Genomic DNA, 18,357 nt, shown 5'->3' with positions numbered 1-18,357 from the left:
AACCAAAATTACCCCTCGAGCGCTTCCTTCAAGTCCATTTCGATAGAAAAACCGTACCAGCAATAGGTTAATTAACGCCGCGATGACATAAACACTCAAAGGCTTATCGCCGATTCCAATATGTATGGGGGCGAGCCAAGCAAGTGCATGAGCCGCCAGGGGAGCCCCGAGGCCGATTGCGCAACCAAACCAAAACGAATTCCGCTTCACCAGTGGGTTATTAAATCTCAAAATCCCAGGAATTAAGCTCAGGGATTGCATGGTGGGCCGTCATATCGAACTGTACCGGTACGATCGAGGCATATCCATTATGCAGGGCCCATACATCCGTGTCCTCACCTTTGTCTCGCAGCTGAAATACGCCGGTAAGCCAGTAATAACTGCGGTTGCTGGGATCCTTCCGTTCGTCAAACTCCTCCGCCCATTTAGCATCCGCCTGCCGACATATTTTTATCCCCTTTATCTGGTCCGTCTTTGGAAAGTTCACGTTGAGCAACGTTCCCTTCGCCAAACCTCTTTTCAACACCTGCTCAGCAATATTCTTTACATGGGGACGGCACTGGGAGAAATCAGCATCGTATTCTAAATCATCATAGGAAAACCCGATGGAGGGTATCCCCTCAATCGCCCCCTCGACCGCTGCCGACATCGTACCCGAATATAAGACATTGATGGAATTGTTGAGTCCATGGTTGATACCCGATACGCAAATATCGGGTTTCCTGCCTTTGAATACTTTATTGACGGCAAGCTTGACGCAATCCACGGGCGTCCCTGAGCACTTGTACATCTCCACATCCGGATAGATATAGATGCGGTCGATACGCAACGGCTTACCGATGGTGATGGCATGTCCCGTGCCGGATTGAGGACCTTCTGGTGCTACCACCGTTACGTCTCCGATTTTCTGCATTTCTTCGATCAACACCTTGATGCCGGTAGCGGTGATGCCGTCGTCGTTGACGACGAGTATGGCGGGTCGTTTTTTTGACATGCGACTAAGTTAAAAAGAAAAGCGTTACGAACAATTGTTCGTAACGCTTCCCCCTCAATTTTTGATTCGCCTTACAAGGTGTTTAGCCAATCGACCACTTCGTCCCGTGCCTTACCTGTCTTCTTTTGGATACGGCCAATCAGCTCCTCTTCTTGTCCTTCCTCGTACAACAGATCATCGTCCGTCAAATCGGCATACTGTTGTTTCACTTTTCCTTTTAGTTCATTCCAATTGCCTTTTAATCTCAAGTTGCTCATAGCCTTATATTTTTTATGTTATCGCTAATAAGTCAACAAGGGTTCTGATCAAAAGTTTGGAAAAAATCCAATCAACTGAAAACGTCGTCCAAAACGAAAACGGTCACCCATCGCTGGGTGACCGTTTTTTATTGGCAATCCTTATATGGATTTACTTATTTTTTGATTTCAACACGACGGTTAAGTACGCGTCCTTCTTCAGTTGCATTAGAAGCAATCGGAGCAGATTCACCGAACGCTTGAACAACAATCTTAGCAGCGTCTACGCCAGAGTTAACCAAGTATTGTTTTACTGAATTAGCACGGTCTTGTGACAATGTCATGTTGTAAGCCTCTGTACCTTCTGCTGAAGCATGGCCATCCAGGTTTACAGTTGCACCGCTTTCGCGCAACTCTGAAGACAATTGGTCAAGCGTAGCATAAGACTCGGTCTTCAATACAGAGCTGTCGAATTCGAACTGGATGTTCGAGTAAGTACCAGACAATGTTGAGTCAGCTTCAGGCTCTGGGAACTTAATCGGGCAACCAGCACCGTCTACTTGCGTACCAGCAGGAGTACCTGCGCACTTGTCAAACTTGTCAGAGACACCGTCGCCATCTTCGTCACGGCTCAACTCATCAACAAGGCCTTCCAATGTAGATACACGTTGTTTCAATGCTTCAAGCTCGTTGCGCAATGAAGGATCTTTCAACTCATCATACAAAGTAGATACCGGGTTGTGCCAAGTCAAATCTGGTTTCGAAGAAGATCCCAATGAGAACTCCAAGCCAGCATAGGTGTACGAGAACTTGTCGTTAGCTGCGCGGTCAACAACTGGACCGAACAATGCTTTGTCATCCACGAAGTTCATCGTGTAACCCAAGTTCAACGCCACACGGTCAGACAGCTTGAATTTCATGCCTACACCAACCGGGATATACGCTTCGCGTTTGAAGTCGCGGTCAGCGGTCAATTCACGATCAGCATTGAATTCTTCACCCCACTGGCCTTTGTTGTCCCACTCACCTGCAGAACCCTCTGCATCAGTATAACCCACTGGGTTGAACGCCATCAATCCGTAACCTACACTCGCGTAGAAGTTAACCGAGTTTTCACGACGCAAAAAGTCAATGGTTGCCAATTGGAATACACCATTCAAGCTAGCGGCGTATTGTACTGATGTTTCAGCTGACTGGTATCCACCAGCAGGAGCTGCAGGTGCACCGTTTAGCGCATCGAATAAATAGGCGTGTCCTACACCATTGTTGTTGTAGGTAAAGATCCGACCGCGATTGATCGCGCCTTCCAAACCGAACCAGCTTGAGAATTGCTTGCGTACGGTAACGCCGTAATACTCACGAAGCTTGTATCCGCCAAAGCCAACTTTTTGGTTAAACGCATTCGAACCACCGATAAGTACTGATGGGGTAGTAAAACCACCATTAACACCAATAGACCATGTTCTGTATTGGGACCTTCCTCCAAATACAGTCGGCTCTTGTGCCTGTGCCGTTTCAGTCAACCCTAAGGCTGCGACAAGCGAGCACGCTACTGCCGTTTTGATTGTAGAATAATTCATACTCTGTTTTTTAAGGTTAAAAATTTTTAATTGTCTAATTTCTTTTGCAAAAATAACCAATAGTTTGATTCACGCAACATTTGCAAATACTATTCCAGTTTTTTCCTCTTTTATCATTTTTTCAAAAAAACGACACAAAACCGGCTTCAAAAACACACTAAAAAAGAACGTATTTACTTGTATTACAGTTGTTTATACTGGTTTTATCCTGATCTACCTGCCATCCAACCCACCAAAAAGCTTTTATTCCTTATTCAGGAGCCCCTGAAACCACTCGCTATACCCTCACCCGACACTTCCCCCAGTTGTCCATTTTAATGGTCAGTAGCGTAAGAATGGGTGTAAATCTACTGATTAATCGTATTGTTTCCTAAAAAAAACAAAATTTTGTTGGCCCCCCGGGACAATTAAAACAGGTAATGGATAACGGCGTAGGCGACACCCGCCAATATTGCTGACACCGGAATGGTAAGCACCCAGGCCCATAGGAGACTGATGGTCACGCCCCACCTAACCGCCGAAACGCGTTTTACCACACCAACACCGATAATGGAACCTGTAATGGTATGCGTCGTCGACACCGGGATACCAAAGTGCTCGGTAATACCCAATGTCACGGCAGCAGCCGTCTCTGCGCCAACCCCTTCCAGCGCGTTGACCTTAGTGATCTTGGTTCCCATGGTTTTCACGATTTTCCAGCCGCCGCTCATCGTGCCTAAGGCGATAGCTGAGTAACAGGTGATCGGGATCCATTCCGGCATGGGGTCGTTCGATTGCAGATACCCCCCGGCTACCATGGCCACGAAAATAATCCCCATTACCTTCTGCGCGTCGTTGCCACCATGGGCAAAGCTCAATGCCGCTGAAGAGACCAGTTGCAGCTTCCTAAACCACCATTCTGCTACAGAAGGCCTGGCGCGCTTGGATATATTAATGATGATCAATGTGATGATCACGGCGATGATCATACCGATTAACGGAGCCAGCACGATAAAGGAAATGATCTGCAACGTGGCACCCAAGTTTATGGCACCGAGCGCGTTATCTCCCAAAATAAAGGCATGCGTCATTCCTGCCCCGGCAAATCCGCCGATAAGTGTATGGGAAGAGCTGGATGGCACACCGTAGTACCATGTAAATAAGTTCCAGCCAATCGCGGCGGTCAGTCCCGCAAAAATGACCTCCAAGGTGATATACTCTTCCAACACCGTTTTGGCTACCGTGTTGGCTACTTTATGGTCAGTAAAATAAAAATAGGCGGCAAAATTGAACACAGCCGCCCACAGCACTGCTTGAAAAGGTGACAGCACTTTCGTCGAAACAATCGTTGCAATGGAATTAGCGGCATCGTGGAACCCATTGATATAGTCAAATGCGACCGCAAGAATAATGACAATGACCAAGAGTGTGGTGACCATATTTTGCTGCGATAATTGGGTTAGGCGTTTTTCACTAAGATACTCTCCAATACGTTGGCCACATCTTCGCACCTATCGGTAGCCGTTTCCATGGCGGATAGCACCTCTTTGTATTTGATCAACGCGATGGCATCTTTTTCAAATTCAAACAATTCGGCTACCGCCTTATCAAAAATATAATCCGCTTTATTTTCAATGCTATTAATGCGTACACACGAATCGGTGATATTCCGGATATTTTTTAGATTGCGCAGTTCATGTACCGCCTTGGCGACATCTTCTGTGGCTTCCAGGATCAAATCAGCCATTTCGATGATCGGGTCTGTGATTTTCTCCACCTTGTACAATTCGATCCGGTTGGATGACCCGTGGATATAATCGGCTACATCATCCAATGAACTGGTCAAGGTATGGATATCTTCCCGGTCAAACGGCGTAATGAAATTCTTTCCTAACTCCAGGTGTATCTGGTGCGAGATATCATCCCCCCGGTGCTCCAGGTCTTCTATCTTTCTGGTCAGTTCCTTGCGTTTGACTGGATCAGAAGAATTCACCAATTCCTTCAGCAGCTTCGCCATGTCGATGAGGTTACTGCTGGCCTGTTCAAACAGCGGGAAGAATTTCTTATCCTTGGGAACGAAATATTGGAATATGCTATTGAGCGACATAAAAGAAAATATTTCTGCAAAAGTATGATGTTAATGTTAACTTAATGTTAATTAACAGCTCACCCCGTGTTATGTTGTTTGACGGGTGCAGAAATTTTACATCGAGGGTTTTATCTTTTCTAACGTAAACGCAAACGTCGTACCCAGCCCCTCTGTGCTGCGCACATTGATGGTCTGTTGATGCGCTTCCATAATGTGTTTGACGATCGCAAGGCCCAATCCCGATCCGCCGATTTTGCGCGATCGGCTCTTATCCGTCCGATAAAACCGTTCAAAAACCCGTGGCAGGTTTTTTTCGTCGATGCCGATACCGTCGTCCGTCACCTCCACCAGTACGGTTTCAAACAATTCATAAATCCGAATATCCGTCTGTCCCTTTGCCTTGCCGTACTTGAATGAGTTATCAATAAGATTGACGAGCACCTGCCTGATTTTTTCCCGGTCTGCCTTCACGAGTGTCAAGTGTTGATATTTCTCTTTAAATACCAATGATATATCATGTGCTTTTGCCTTGTCCTCCATTGATTCCAATACTTCCTTGATGACGAGTACGAGATCAAACTTCTCATAATTAATGGGTATTTGTCCGCTTTCCAGTTTCGATATCTCGTCTAAATCTTTGATCAGAAAGGTCAGTCGGTCTAGGTTCTGCGACGCTTTCATCAAAAACTGCGTTGCCATTTGCGGATCCTCCTCCATCATGCCGTCTTGGAGCCCGTCAATATAGCCTTGGATGGCAAACAGCGGGGTTTTGAATTCATGAGAAATATTGGCGAGAAATTCACGTCTGAACCGCTCCTGATCTTTTAAGGTATCAATCTCCTTTTTCTTCTCCTTTGCCCAATCCCTTACCTGTTGCTCCATGTCGTTGATGGGATCGTCGCTCATTTTTTCACCCAACGCATCTTTCAAGTCCTTGCCCAGCTTGAGGTTATGGATAAGTTTGTAAATCAGTCTGATCTTGTTGTAGATATACCGTTGGAAGAGGTAATAGAACGCAACAAAACTAATGGCAAAGGATATGGCGAAGGTGATCAGGAAATGTTGCCAGCTATGCTGAAAATAAAAATTAACGCAAGCGATGGAGAGCCCTACCGCAAATGCATTAATAAAGACAAGCAAGACAAACCTCATGGCAGCCGTTAATCAAAGTGTCCCAGGATCGTAAGTCCCCCTGATACCCGGTCGCCGATTTTCACCGCTACTTTGGCATCCAATGGCAAAAAGACATCCACCCGTGATCCGAACTTAATAAAACCGAATTCTGCCCCCTGTTGTACCTGCATGCCATCCCGCACATACCACACAATACGCCGGGCCAACGCCCCGGCAATTTGCCGGAACAGGATCTCCTTGCCCGCAGCGGTTTGCACGGCAATGCTCGTCCGCTCATTGAGGGTCGACGATTTGGGATGCCACGCCACCAGATACTTCCCCGGATGGTACCGGAAGAAACGTACGATGCCACTCACCGGATTGCGGTTGATGTGCACGTTGACGGGCGACATAAAAATGGACACTTGTATCCGTTTATCCTTGAAATATTCCGTTTCCTCCGTTTCTTCGATAACGACCACTTTCCCATCTGCCGGACACAAAATCATGTTATCGTCGGTAACGATGTCTCGTTTGGGGCTTCTGAAAAACTGCAAGATGGTGAGCAACAGGAGGAACGAAAGGATATACACCGCCCAAACAACTAATGCGTTATTGGGCACAAAATAATGCACCAAGGCGTTGGCCACGAAAACCAACAACACGACGATGGCAATACTGGTATACCCTTCTTTGTGAATAGTCATGCGAAAAAATTAATAGGCAAACTTAGACAAACTCCCCATCATGTGCAACATTATATCCCTTTCTCCCGCCGAATCACTACATCAAAGAAAAGCAGTTTGCGCATAGCCATATCCGGAAATGCCTCCAATGTCACGGTCAACTTATCGTCGACATACGCGCCGTCTGCATATGACGGAAACCAGAAGCCGATCCATTTCACCGCTTCCATGAACAACTCGGCGTAGCGTTCCTCACTAAAGTTGGTCTTCATATCGATCGGCCCCGGCGCACCTTTGCTATTCACATCAATGATAAACTCAATGCGCGTTGGTTCCGGAACTTCATCTACTTCACCTTCAAACCATTCTTCAAAATGCTTGCCCAGGTATCCTGTAAACCCGGTATAGTCATCAATGGTACAGGCCTTTCCGACCACCGCTTCCGCACGTGCGAAAAACTCCACCGGCAACACCGAATACCGCGGTGCGTCCGAAAACGTTTCATCCTGGTAGGCGTCGTACCCCTCCACAAACCGGCCGTCGCGATAAAACTCATGCCCCGCTGCCTCTTTTTTTCCATCCGCAAACACGTATTCAATCGTCCAGTTCCCATCCAGGCGCCCATCCACTACCTTTCCTTTTCGGTTATAACGCACATACCCAAATTCATTGTACCCGTCGGATTGCACAGCAAATTCGTATCGTCCATTTCCATCTATGACCCGTTGCCGACCGCGTTGATCCCAAAAACTTTGGAAGCGCACATCCGCCTCACCATACGCGATCTCCATCAGCGGCTTCCCATCCGGATAATAAAATTTCCATAGCCCCTGCGGTATATCCTGCACATAGGTCACCACCCATTTCAACCGTCCATTGGGGTGATATGCCTGGAAGGTGCCCTCCTTCTTGCCATGGCGGTAACTGCCCCGGAGAATCGCCCGCCCCTGGAGGTTGAAGTCCGTAAATTCGCCGACAAATACCTGCTGCTGAAAATCATATTGCCCCACCCGTTCTATCGCCTTAAACGGGCAATATTTATCGGCGAGAAAATAGTGGTCGTCATAAAAGAACCGCGTCCTTCCGTCAGGTGCCTCCTCATAATATACCGGCGCTTGCACGGTGTCCATACCTTGGGCAGCAGCGCCATTGGAGGCGAACAGCAATCCGAGTATCCACAGTCGCACGTTTGCCATTCCTTCCGGATTAATGTGCTTCCAGCCAATTCCGTCCTTCCCCGAGCTCCACGACGATCGGTACGGACATCGTCAGTGCATTTTTCATGTGGCCCTCAACCAGTTCCCTCAGCATCGGTACTTCCGTCTTAGGCACATCGAATACCAGCTCATCATGCACCTGCATGGTCATTTTCCCGCGGAGTCCAGTCCGCTTGATCGCCTCGTGAATGCCGATCATCGCCACCTTGATCATGTCCGCTGCCGAGCCCTGGATGGGCGCGTTGATCGCGTTTCGTTCTGCAAAGCCCCGCACCGTTTGGTTGGCAGAGTTGATATCTCTTAGGTAGCGTCTCCGTTTGAGCAGGGTCTCCACGTAGCCATGTTCCTTGGCAAAATTGATCGTGTCATTCATGTATTTTTTGATGCCCGGATACTGGGCAAAATACTGTTCGATAATCTGTGCCGCCTCTAAGCGCGGAATACCGAGGTTTTGCGATAGGCCAAAGGCTGACTGACCATAGATGATGCCGAAATTGACCGCCTTGGCATTGCGCCGCTGTTCAGCGGTCACCGCTTCCAGGGGCACGCCATATACCCTCGCCGCCGTGGCGCGGTGTACGTCCAATCCTTTCGCAAAGGCTTCCAGCATGCCCTCATCGCCGCTCATGTGGGCCACCAGCCGCAGTTCGATCTGCGAATAATCCGCAGAAAGGATTACGTGGTCATCGTCTCTGGGGATGAATGCCTTGCGCACCTCCCGTCCGCGTTCCGTCCGGATGGGAATATTCTGCAAATTGGGATTGGTAGAGCTCAGCCTACCCGTGGCAGCCACTGCCTGGTTATAGGACGTGTGTACACGGCCGGTTATCGGATTGATCATCATCGGCAGGGCATCCACATAAGTTGATTTCAATTTTTGTAGCTGCCTGAACTCCAGAATATCTTTTACAATATCACTTTTCGAGGCCAGCGTCAGCAACACGTCCTCACCGGTCTTGTATTGTCCCGTTTTCGTTTTCTTGGCCTTCGGGTCCAGCTGCAGCTTTTCAAAGAGCACTTCGCCCAATTGCTTTGGCGATGCAATGTTGAATCGTACACCCGCCTTTTCAAAAATGGTTTTTTCGATTTGAGCGATATCCGTTTCGAGGGTCTGCGATAGTTGCTTAAGTACCGGTACGTCAATGTTTACCCCGCACTGCTCCATCTCGGCCAGCACATGGATCAACGGAAATTCCACCTTGCGTGCCAGGTCCATCGCCTCCGCATTTTCCAGCAGCGGCTCGAATACCGCCTTCAGCTGCAGCGTAATATCGGCATCCTCAGCTGCATATTCTTTGATGGCTTCCATGTCGACATCCTGCATATTACCTTGGTTCTTGCCCTTAGGGCCGATCAACTCCGTAATCGGAATGGGGGTATAGCCCAAGTAGTTTTCGGCCAGCACGTCCATCCCATGGCGGGTATCGGGGTCTACCAGGTAATGCGCCAGCATGGTATCGAAGAGGACACCCTTCACGCTGATCCCGTAGCGGGCCAGCAACAGGATGTCAAACTTGATGTTTTGCCCGATCTTTTCGATGGTCTCATCCTCAAATAGCGGTTTGAAATAAGCCAATACGCGCAGGCTGCCTTCCTTATCGGCAGGTGTTGGCACATACCATGCCCTGCCTGCCTCAATCGCAAACGAAAACCCGACAATGTCGGCGATATTGGCATCCGTGCCTGTGGTTTCGGTATCGAAACAGAAGTAGCGCTGCTGGGCCAACAGCATCGCTAGTTCCTGCTGCCGCTCGGGCGTGTCGGCAAGCAGATACTCATGCGGCGTGTTGTGCACACTTCTGCTGGCTACTGGCGGTACATAATCTGTTGTGATGACCTCCGTGCCGCTCGCGCTTTCAACCGCATTGCCGAATAAATCCATCTGTGTGCCCGTGGTGGATTTTACGTCCAGCACATTGAATTCCTCGCCGAAGACACGCTTGCCCAATGTCCGGAACTCCAGCTCTGCAAATAGCGGTTCCAGCGCTTCCCTATTCGGCTCGCGCCGTTCCAGTTTCGCTTCATCCAGTTCAATAGGCACGTCCAATTGGATGGTCGCCAGTCGCTTCGAGATCAGTCCCTGCTCCGCAAAGGTCTCCACATTCTCCCGCTGCTTTCCTTTCAGCTGGTCCGTGTTGGCCAGCAGGCCCTCTATGGAGCCGAATTGCTGGATTAGGCTCTTCGCCGTCTTTTCCCCAATACCGGGGATGCCCGGGATATTGTCTACCGCATCGCCCCAAAGGCCGAGGATATCAATGACCTGTTTTACGTCTGAGACCTCCCACTTTTCTAATATTTCCTTCACGCCCAGCACCTCCGCCCCGTTGCCCAGCCGCGCGGGTTTGTAGATCAAAATGTTGTCGGACACCAGCTGGCCGAAGTCCTTATCCGGTGTCATGCAGTACACTGTATAACCGCTCGCTTCAGCTTGTTTGGCCAAAGTACCGATGATATCGTCGGCCTCGTACCCGTCCAGCGTGATGAGGGGCATATTGAACCCCTCTACCAGCTTAAACACATAGGGAATCGCCGTGGCCAAATCCTCCGGAATCGCTTGCCGGTTGGCTTTGTAGGCTTCAAATTCCGTATGCCTGCTCGTCGGTGCCATGGTATCGAATACCACGGCTATATGGGTTGGCTGCTGTGTTCTCAGCAGTTCAAGGAGCGTATTGGCAAAACCGAATATCGCCGAGGTATTAAATCCGGTAGACGTAATCCTCGGTGTCTTACTCAGCGCAAAATAAGCCCGATAAATCAAGGCCATCCCGTCCAGCAGAAATAGTTTCTTCACAGCAATATAATATTTGGTATCTCCACAAAGATAGGGATACCATTCACTATTCACCATTTTTTTTCGACCTTTGCCCAGATGGCAAAATGCACCCCAGCACGTAATCCGGCAATCCGATGAAAGGCCTTGTCACCAAGTCAACAGGCAGTTGGTATGAGGTACTCGCCGATGACGGCAACACCTATAATTGCCGCATCAAAGGCAAATTCAGGACACAAGACATCAGGACCACCAACCCCGTCGCAGTGGGGGACTGGGTAGATATCGAGCTAGAAGCGGCGCCGTATACGGCCATCATTACCCGCCTCCATGAACGGCGCAATTACATTATCCGCAAGTCGGTCAACCTATCGAAGCAAGCGCAGATTATTGCCGCCAATGTAGATCAGGCCTTTTTGGTCGTTACCTTGGCCTCGCCGTTTACATCGCTGGGTTTTATTGATCGTTTTTTGGTCACCGCCGAGGCCTACGATGTTCCGGCTGGACTGTTATTCAACAAACTCGACTTATTCAGTGAGGAGGGCCTGGACATACTGCGCGAATACGAATCGATGTATACCACCATCGGCTATCCCTGCTTTGAGGTCTCCGCGCTCCGGGGCACCAATGTCGACACCGTCAAAAAGCTACTTCAGCACAAAACCACCCTGATTTCGGGCCATTCAGGTGTTGGAAAATCCACGTTGATCAACGCCATCCATCCACATGCCCAATTGCGCACGGCCAATATATCCGATTGGTCAGATAAGGGTAAGCACACCACCACCTTTGCCGAGATGATCCTGTTGCCCTTTGGGGGTTGGCTGATCGACACGCCGGGTATTCGCGAACTGGGCATCATCGATATCGAACAGCAGGAGCTGAGCCATTTTTTTCCCGAGATGCGCGCATTGATGCACGACTGCCGTTTCAACGATTGCCGGCACATCAACGAGCCCGGCTGCGCCGTATTGGCCGCGCTTGAATCGGGTGATATCGCCCCGAGCCGGTACGACAGCTACCTGAGCATCTACCATGGCAATGACACCCGGGCATGACGGTTTGCGCATTGCAAAAATTTACCTTAAGTTTGACCTATAAGTCTTGGCAGCCATGTATCATTTGATCGAAGAGACCACCGAATTTATCCGACAGCGTATAGGCGATTTTGCGCCCGAGTTTGGTATCATCTTGGGTACCGGGCTGGGCAAATTGGTTGATGAAGTGGAGATAACCCGCCAATTGATGTATGCCAACATCCCCAACTTTCCGATTTCTACGGTAGAATTCCATACCGGCAAGCTCATTTTTGGCATACTCAACGGCCGCAGGGTCATGGCCATGCAAGGGCGTCTTCATTATTATGAAGGATACAGCATGCAGCAGATCACCTTCCCCGTGCGTGTGATGAAGGCACTGGGTGTCCAAAAGTTATTTGTTTCGAACGCCGCCGGCTCGCTCAATCCGGATATCCGGAAAGGGCATTTGGCTATCATCGACGACCATATCAACCTCTTGCCAGATAACCCCCTGCGGGGTGCCAATGACAGCAGACTTGGTCCGCGCTTCCCCGATATGAGCCAACCGTACGATGCAGAGTTGATCGGAGCAGGGTTGGAAATCGCCCGTCAACATCAAATCAAGGTGCACCGCGCCGTGTACGTATCCACGCCGGGGCCCAATTTAGAAACCCGGGCCGAATACCGTTATATGCGACTGATCGGGGGCGATATTGTAGGGATGAGCACCGTACCGGAAGTGATTACCGCCAACCATATGGGATTACCCGTATTCGCCATTTCGGTCGTCACCGATGAAGGATTCCATGAAAACCTCCAACCCGTTTCCCTCGCCGAAATCGTGGAGGTGGCCTCCACCGTAGAGCCAAAGATGACCGTAATATTGAAAGAATTGGTAGCTTTGCAGCAATGAAGGCTTTTCTGCGCATTTGGCTGCTCTCCGTATGTTTCCTTTCTTTCATGACGGTATTACATGCCCAAGAGGAAGAAGAATTCAGCAGCGCCCTAGACTCGGCGAGGGCTGCAGAAGACAACAAGGAAGACTCCGTCATTTTCAGTGCAAGGTACATTCGCTATACGACGTTAGCGATGATGAAGCAAGGCACCTTCACCTACCAGATTGATACACTCCACCAGAATTTTCAGTATTATAATCCCCAAAACCAGCCCAAAAACCCGAGCATTCACCTGGGCAGTTATGGCCTCGCCACGCGCGACCTTCTTTTTGTGCCCGATAAGACCATCGGATTCCAAACCGGATTCCATAGCCTGGAACGTTACGTCTATCAGCCGGACTCGGTTAAATATTACCGCGCCCGTGCGCATTTTTCAGAGCTGTATAATGTAGGCTTTTTTTTTGACGACCAGGTCCTGCGGGCCAAGGTCACCCAAAACATCAATCCCCACCTCAACATCGGAGCCGAGTTTCATGCGGCCCGGGCGGACGGTTACTATTTTAATCAGCAATACAACGAGATCAAGCCCGTCCTTTTTGCTTGGTATGAGTCGCCCAATCACCGGTATAACCTCTTGACGAATGCGGTGTTCAACCGGCTCATCTCCTCTGAAAACGGATCGGTGCTCAACGACACGCTCTTCCGTTATCCTCAGCGGGGTAACAGCGATTCCGAATCCACCCGACTGCGGGGCACTCGCGATGAACGACCACGCCATACCTGGCGTGACAACAGTTTCTTTGTCAGGCAAAGCCTGTTTGTGGGACGGCTTGATACCATCAACCCCGGCCAACCCGAACAACAGCTCCTGCCGACTAATCGCATGTCGCACAGCATCCAACTGCGCACACGCAACTATCAGTTCTATAAAAACGAACCCGATATCAACAATGCGTTCCCTTTTGGCGAAAGTGTGTTGACACAAGACACAACACAGGTCAACACGATCACGAACGACTTTGGTTATAGCTTTTATCTTCGGGGCAAATCGTTGGCATTTATCAAAAATGAGGTCAAACTCGATCTCGGATATCAACATGATATGCATTGGTACCGGGATAGGGGGTACCAAACGTTCTTGCAAAACAGCATGCTCAAAGCAGGTGTTGGCTATCGTTTCAGCGATCGCGTGACCATCACCGGCGATCTCAACCAAATCGTGCAGGGTGCCAACTTCGGCGATTACCGCTACGAGGCCAAGGCAGACGTGCTGCTAAGCAATACCATCGGACGCATTGTCCTGGGCGCCTATACCCAAAACAAATCACCCGAATGGTTATTTCAGCGGGCCAACTACACCTACCACCAATGGACGCATGATTTCGCCAAAACGAAGACCACCAGTTTTTCATTTGCTTACGAAAATCCATCGCTCGGGTTTTCGGGCAAGGCTGAATATTTTCTTATTGCAAACCATCTGTACTTTAAGGAGGTCGATAACCCCGATGCAGACCCGCGGCTGCTCCGAGCGGTGGAGCCGGCCCAATTAGGCAACAACATCGACCTGCTTAAAATATCCATCGGACAAAACTTCCGGCTGGGCCGCTTCCACCTGGACAATTACGCCGTGTACCAGCGGTCGGATTACAATGCGGTCCTCGCCATCCCTGAATTGTACACCTGGCATAGCTTTTATTACAATGGACTGCTCTATAAGATCGTCGATTTCAACCTCGGATTTGATGTGCGCTTTAATACGCCGTTCCGCACACCTTCTTATGCCATTAACATCGGCCAATTCTACAATGACAATGCGGCGATCGAATTTTCCACATATCCCATCGTGGATGTCTGGACCACGGCAACACTCAAGCGCGCTAACCTATTCCTGAGCTACAATTTCGTCAACCAGTACTTATGGCCCGAAGGTTATTATACCGTGCGCAGGTATCCCATGAACAATGCCAACCTGCGCGTAGGCATTGCTTGGAAGTTTTATGATTAAAAACCATCAGTGATTAACCGTAGACAGACCAAATGTACATGAAGTTTTGCAGAACTCCACACGACGAGACGGGTTAGCTGTACCAGAATACATAAGAAAGCCGCTTCTCTTATCGAAAAGCGGCTTTGGAAGTGGGAGCTACTGGGTTCGAACCAGTGACCCCCTGCTTGTAAGGCAGGTGCTCTGAACCAGCTGAGCTAAGCTCCCTTCCGTTTGGGTCTGCAAATATAGAAGCAGTCCGCCGATATTCAAAATTATTTTTTCATTTTTTTGGGAGCCGCCGCTTATAATTGTAGTTTTACGTTTTAATTTCGATATCGCTTAAACATGATGCACTCGCGCATATTAGTCGTAGACGATGATCCGGATGTGCTGACTGCCGTACGCTTGCTTCTCAAGCAGCATGTCAGCAAGGTCATTACCGAACACAATCCCGAGCAGATCCCATCCCTCCTGGCCAAAGAAGCGCTCGACCTCGTTTTATTGGACATGAACTTCAAGAGCACCATCAACACGGGCAATGAGGGCCTATATTGGCTCAATCGCATAAAAATGCTCAAACCGGACCTGCCAGTCGTGATGATTACTGCCTATGGCGCCATCGACTTGGCGGTGACGTCGCTCAAACAGGGTGCAGCCGATTTTGTGGTCAAACCTTGGCAAAATGAGCAACTGATTTCCGTCATCACGGGCTTGCTATCCAAAAAAGACCGAAAGAAAACTACTCAGATCAATATCGCGGCCGATCTGGAATTTATCGGCGCATCCGAGATTATGCAAAACTTGCTGTATAAAATCAGCAAGATAGCGCCCACCGATGCCAATATCTTGGTGTTAGGCGAAAACGGCACGGGCAAAGACCTTATCGCTACCGCTATCCACAAGCAATCCCAAAGAGCCGACAAACCATTTATCAAGGTTGACGTGGGCGCGCTGACCGAGAGCCTGTTTGAAAGTGAACTTTTCGGGCATAAAAAAGGCGCATTTACCGATGCGCGCGAAGACCGGATGGGCCGGTTTGAGGCGGCCAACGGAGGCACGCTCTTTCTCGACGAAATCGGCAACATTTCGCTTCAGCAACAGGCCAAGTTGCTCAGCGTGCTCCAAAACAGGCAGGTCATCCCCCTGGGCAGCAATAACCCTATTCCGGTGGATATCCGATTGATCTGTGCCACCAACGTGCCGCTCGCCGATCTGGCCAACGAAAGCCGTTTCCGGAAAGACCTCATCTACCGCATCAACACGGTCGACTTGCAGGCTCCTCCCTTGCGCGAACGCGGCGAAGACATCCTGCGCTTGGCGCGACACTTCCTGCAACGATACGCTCAGAAATACATGAAGTCTATTGCCGACTTTGATCAGAAGGCGGAGCAGAAATTACTCGGCTATCATTATCCGGGCAATGTCCGCGAACTCCAGTACAGCATTGAGCGGGCGGTAATCATGGCCGATGGGGAGGTTCTCCGCGCCGAGGATCTGATCTTTTCGGCCATTGAGAAAACAGCCCAGCATAGCAATGGCCAACGGCAGGCTCCTGAAGAACACAACTTGGTTGAGCTTGAGCGCATCACAATTGCTAATGTCGTTGAAAAACACGGTGGTAATATCAGTAAGGCGGCCAAGGAGCTGGGCATCACGCGTACGGCCCTTTACCGACGGCTGAGCAAATACGATATCTAAGCATGCGGCGATTCAGGCGATTGATTGTTGCCCGGGCAATATTGCTATTGGCGGCGCTGACGGGCTTGGCCTACCTGCTATTCAAGGAGCAATATTTATACGCATTGGTCTTGGCTCCATTTGGCATTTGGATGTTGGCACTCAACTTCCGATCGCAGTTTCGGACTTACCGCGAGTTGGAGGAGTTCGCCGAGGCTGCGCGCTACCGTGATTTCACCCGTCACTTTCCGCTCATTCATGCCAATGCCGAGCTGCTTCCATTACGCAGTGCGTTCAACGAAATTAACGGTGTCTTCAAAAAAATCAGCAGCGAGCGCGAAACCCAATACCAGTACCTGCATCAGATCTTGCAGATTGTCGATACCGCCATCCTCTCCTACAATACAAATACCCGTGAGATCGTCTGGATAAATGAAGCCTTCAAAAATCTATTTGGCATCCCTTATATCCGTCGATTTGAAGGGCTCCATCGGAAAAACGATGACCTTTACCAAAAGACGCTGCAATTGGTTCCGGGCGAGCAGAAGCTCCTCAGCGTACAGTCTGCCAAGGGGAATATTAAGCTGCTGCTCACGGCAAGCAACTTCCAAACGCCTGAGGGGCAATATCAGTTGGTGGTATATCAAAATGTCAATGAAGCCATTGATGAGACTGAAGCCCGGGCGTGGCAAAAGCTGCTGAGTGTGCTCACCCATGAAATCATGAATTCGATCGCGCCGATATCGTCTCTTGCGGATACCTTGAAAAACCGCCTGGACAACCTCCCGAATAGCGAAGAACTGGAAGATATCCGGTTGGGCACCGAAACCATCAAGCGCCGTAGTGAGGGACTGCTCAAATTCGCCGGCACCTACCGCTCTTTGAATAAGATCGAACGGCCAAACATCAGTACCGTTTTGGCTGCCGATCTTTTTGAAAACCTTTACCAGCTCATGGAACCGTCCCTGGTCCAGAAAAATATTGAACTGGATATTATATTGAAAGATACGCAGCTACAGCTCGAGCTGGATATCAACCTGATCGAACAAGTGCTCATCAACCTCTTGCTCAATGCCATGGAGGCGGTCAAAGACGTGTCCGAGCCCTATATTTCCCTCTCGGCCTCTGCCAACGACGGCAAGCCGCAGATCAAGGTGACCGACAATGGTAAAGGGATTCCTGCGGATTTACTCGAAAGTATTTTTATTCCGTTTTTTACTACCCGCAAAACCGGGAGCGGTGTAGGGCTCACATTGAGCAAGCAAATCATGCTTTTGCACGGCGGCAATATTTTGGTGCAGAGCGATGAAGATAAAGGCAGCGTGTTTATCTTGCAGTTTTGATCGGTGAGGAAGGGAATAAAAAAAGCGCCACCGAAGTGACGCTTTTCCAGATACTAAAACAAACAGTTCATACTATACTAAGTAATTTACCGTTCTCTTTCGGCTTACCCTTAGGTATTGCCTTATATCAACCTCTTTATTTTCTTTTCCGGTTATATACGTACACAGCAATATTGTGCCAATTGCCGTCATCCGCTGTTTTTTTCGCCGAATAGTTCAAAATCCGAAACAATGACCTGAAAATCAACCCTTTTTAATGACATCAGGGATGTGGCTTGTTCAATTCTATTTCGCGCTGCGATATTCCGACCTATTTTATCGCCCCAAACTGCGTAAATTATTCCACAAAATGCGGCGTGAAAGGTGTCGCAAAAAAACCTGTATATTTGTGGCGTGAATGCGTCATTGATTAACAGAAAATGGGCTGCGTTGCAAACGGATACGGCAAGGCGGTTTGAAATGGAAAAGCCCGATCTCAAAGTGATGCTATTCCTCATCGGGGTACAGGAGCTGGGCAAAGGCCCTCTGAAATTCAGCAAACGGCAGAAAGAAGAATTAATGCATATTGCCACCTGCCGACTGTTCAGTGCCATGGGCTTTTACGAACTCGAGGGCCTCGACCAAGATGGTTGGCCGCACTGGCACTTAGTCAAAGCCATCCCCAATTACACCCTTTTGGAGCAAGAGATGATCCTCAAATCGCTGATCATTGACTATTTCGAAGATGCGGGACTGGTGTCCGAGGGTGAGTGAGGAGTAATCGCTATAACA

At 49.3% G+C, this 18,357-nt stretch carries 15 protein-coding genes and 1 tRNA gene; 6 read left to right on the top strand and 10 right to left on the bottom strand.

The window, feature by feature from the left end; translation table 11 throughout:
* Window positions 1-220 precede the first annotated feature (220 nt).
* The 9 genes from surE to polA all read right to left on the bottom strand — a co-directional run bounded on the left by surE (window position 221) and on the right by polA (window position 10,685).
* A complete protein-coding gene (surE, locus tag ACMGDE_RS14990; protein ID WP_436833630.1) occupies window positions 221-994 on the bottom strand; it encodes a 5'/3'-nucleotidase SurE in 774 nt (257 codons plus the stop codon).
* 71 nt (window positions 995-1,065) lie between these two features.
* Window positions 1,066-1,251 (bottom strand): CsbD family protein, encoded by a 186-nt coding sequence (locus tag ACMGDE_RS14985; protein ID WP_436833629.1) that lies wholly within the window; start codon window positions 1,249-1,251, stop codon window positions 1,066-1,068.
* Between the two features lie 155 nt (window positions 1,252-1,406).
* The gene (locus ACMGDE_RS14980; RefSeq protein WP_436833704.1) at window positions 1,407-2,810 is read right to left on the bottom strand and encodes an OmpA family protein; all 1,404 of its coding nucleotides are present in this window, start codon (window positions 2,808-2,810) and stop codon (window positions 1,407-1,409) included.
* 407 nt (window positions 2,811-3,217) lie between these two features.
* Window positions 3,218-4,228: an inorganic phosphate transporter gene (locus tag ACMGDE_RS14975; protein WP_436833628.1), complete on the bottom strand. Its 1,011-nt coding sequence runs from the start codon at window positions 4,226-4,228 to the stop codon at window positions 3,218-3,220.
* A gap of 20 nt (window positions 4,229-4,248) precedes the next feature.
* Window positions 4,249-4,896, bottom strand: a complete 648-nt coding sequence (locus ACMGDE_RS14970) for a DUF47 domain-containing protein (RefSeq protein WP_436833627.1) — start codon at window positions 4,894-4,896, stop codon at window positions 4,249-4,251.
* Between the two features lie 96 nt (window positions 4,897-4,992).
* Complete coding sequence (locus tag ACMGDE_RS14965) at window positions 4,993-6,030, bottom strand: sensor histidine kinase (RefSeq protein ID WP_436833626.1); 1,038 nt, start codon at window positions 6,028-6,030, stop codon at window positions 4,993-4,995.
* Between the two features lie 8 nt (window positions 6,031-6,038).
* The gene (locus tag ACMGDE_RS14960) at window positions 6,039-6,698 is read right to left on the bottom strand and encodes a phosphatidylserine decarboxylase family protein (RefSeq protein ID WP_436833625.1); all 660 of its coding nucleotides are present in this window, start codon (window positions 6,696-6,698) and stop codon (window positions 6,039-6,041) included.
* Window positions 6,699-6,748: 50 nt separating this feature from the next.
* On the bottom strand, window positions 6,749-7,873 hold the full coding sequence (locus ACMGDE_RS14955) for a toxin-antitoxin system YwqK family antitoxin (protein WP_436833624.1): 1,125 nt from the start codon (window positions 7,871-7,873) through the stop codon (window positions 6,749-6,751).
* 10 nt (window positions 7,874-7,883) lie between these two features.
* Window positions 7,884-10,685 carry a DNA polymerase I gene (gene polA, locus ACMGDE_RS14950; protein WP_436833623.1) on the bottom strand — a complete coding sequence of 934 codons (2,802 nt, stop codon included), beginning with the start codon at window positions 10,683-10,685 and terminating at the stop codon, window positions 7,884-7,886.
* Window positions 10,686-10,801: 116 nt separating this feature from the next.
* Here polA and rsgA point away from each other — a divergent pair, with 116 nt between their 5' ends.
* Genes rsgA through ACMGDE_RS14935 form a run of 3 tightly spaced genes read left to right on the top strand, consistent with a single transcriptional unit; the run spans window position 10,802 to window position 14,584 of the window.
* Entirely contained in the window at window positions 10,802-11,722 is a 921-nt protein-coding gene (gene rsgA, locus ACMGDE_RS14945) for a ribosome small subunit-dependent GTPase A (RefSeq protein ID WP_436833622.1), read from the top strand.
* Window positions 11,723-11,777: 55 nt separating this feature from the next.
* Window positions 11,778-12,596: a purine-nucleoside phosphorylase gene (locus ACMGDE_RS14940; protein WP_436833621.1), complete on the top strand. Its 819-nt coding sequence runs from the start codon at window positions 11,778-11,780 to the stop codon at window positions 12,594-12,596.
* On the top strand, window positions 12,593-14,584 hold the full coding sequence (locus ACMGDE_RS14935; RefSeq protein ID WP_436833620.1) for a putative porin: 1,992 nt from the start codon (window positions 12,593-12,595) through the stop codon (window positions 14,582-14,584). The genes ACMGDE_RS14940 and ACMGDE_RS14935 overlap by 4 nt, the downstream gene beginning before the upstream one ends.
* Before the next feature lie 132 nt (window positions 14,585-14,716).
* Here the strand turns inward: ACMGDE_RS14935 and ACMGDE_RS14930 are convergent.
* Window positions 14,717-14,791, bottom strand: a tRNA-Val gene (locus ACMGDE_RS14930).
* 120 nt (window positions 14,792-14,911) lie between these two features.
* On the opposite strand from ACMGDE_RS14930, the gene ACMGDE_RS14925 reads away from it, so the two are divergent.
* The 3 genes from ACMGDE_RS14925 to ACMGDE_RS14915 all read left to right on the top strand — a co-directional run bounded on the left by ACMGDE_RS14925 (window position 14,912) and on the right by ACMGDE_RS14915 (window position 18,339).
* On the top strand, window positions 14,912-16,264 hold the full coding sequence (locus ACMGDE_RS14925) for a sigma-54-dependent transcriptional regulator (protein WP_436833619.1): 1,353 nt from the start codon (window positions 14,912-14,914) through the stop codon (window positions 16,262-16,264).
* A 2-nt stretch (window positions 16,265-16,266) separates the two neighbouring features.
* Window positions 16,267-17,586, top strand: coding sequence for a sensor histidine kinase (locus tag ACMGDE_RS14920; protein WP_436833618.1), 1,320 nt, complete (start codon window positions 16,267-16,269; stop codon window positions 17,584-17,586).
* Between the two features lie 393 nt (window positions 17,587-17,979).
* Complete coding sequence (locus ACMGDE_RS14915) at window positions 17,980-18,339, top strand: hypothetical protein (protein WP_436833617.1); 360 nt, start codon at window positions 17,980-17,982, stop codon at window positions 18,337-18,339.
* The last annotated feature ends 18 nt before the right edge of the window (window positions 18,340-18,357 follow it).

Source organism: Parapedobacter brassicae, from assembly GCF_051400755.1.
GTDB lineage: Bacteria > Bacteroidota > Bacteroidia > Sphingobacteriales > Sphingobacteriaceae > Parapedobacter.
The sequence above is the reverse complement of the archived record's forward strand: the minus strand, read 5'-3'. Positions and strand labels throughout refer to the sequence as shown.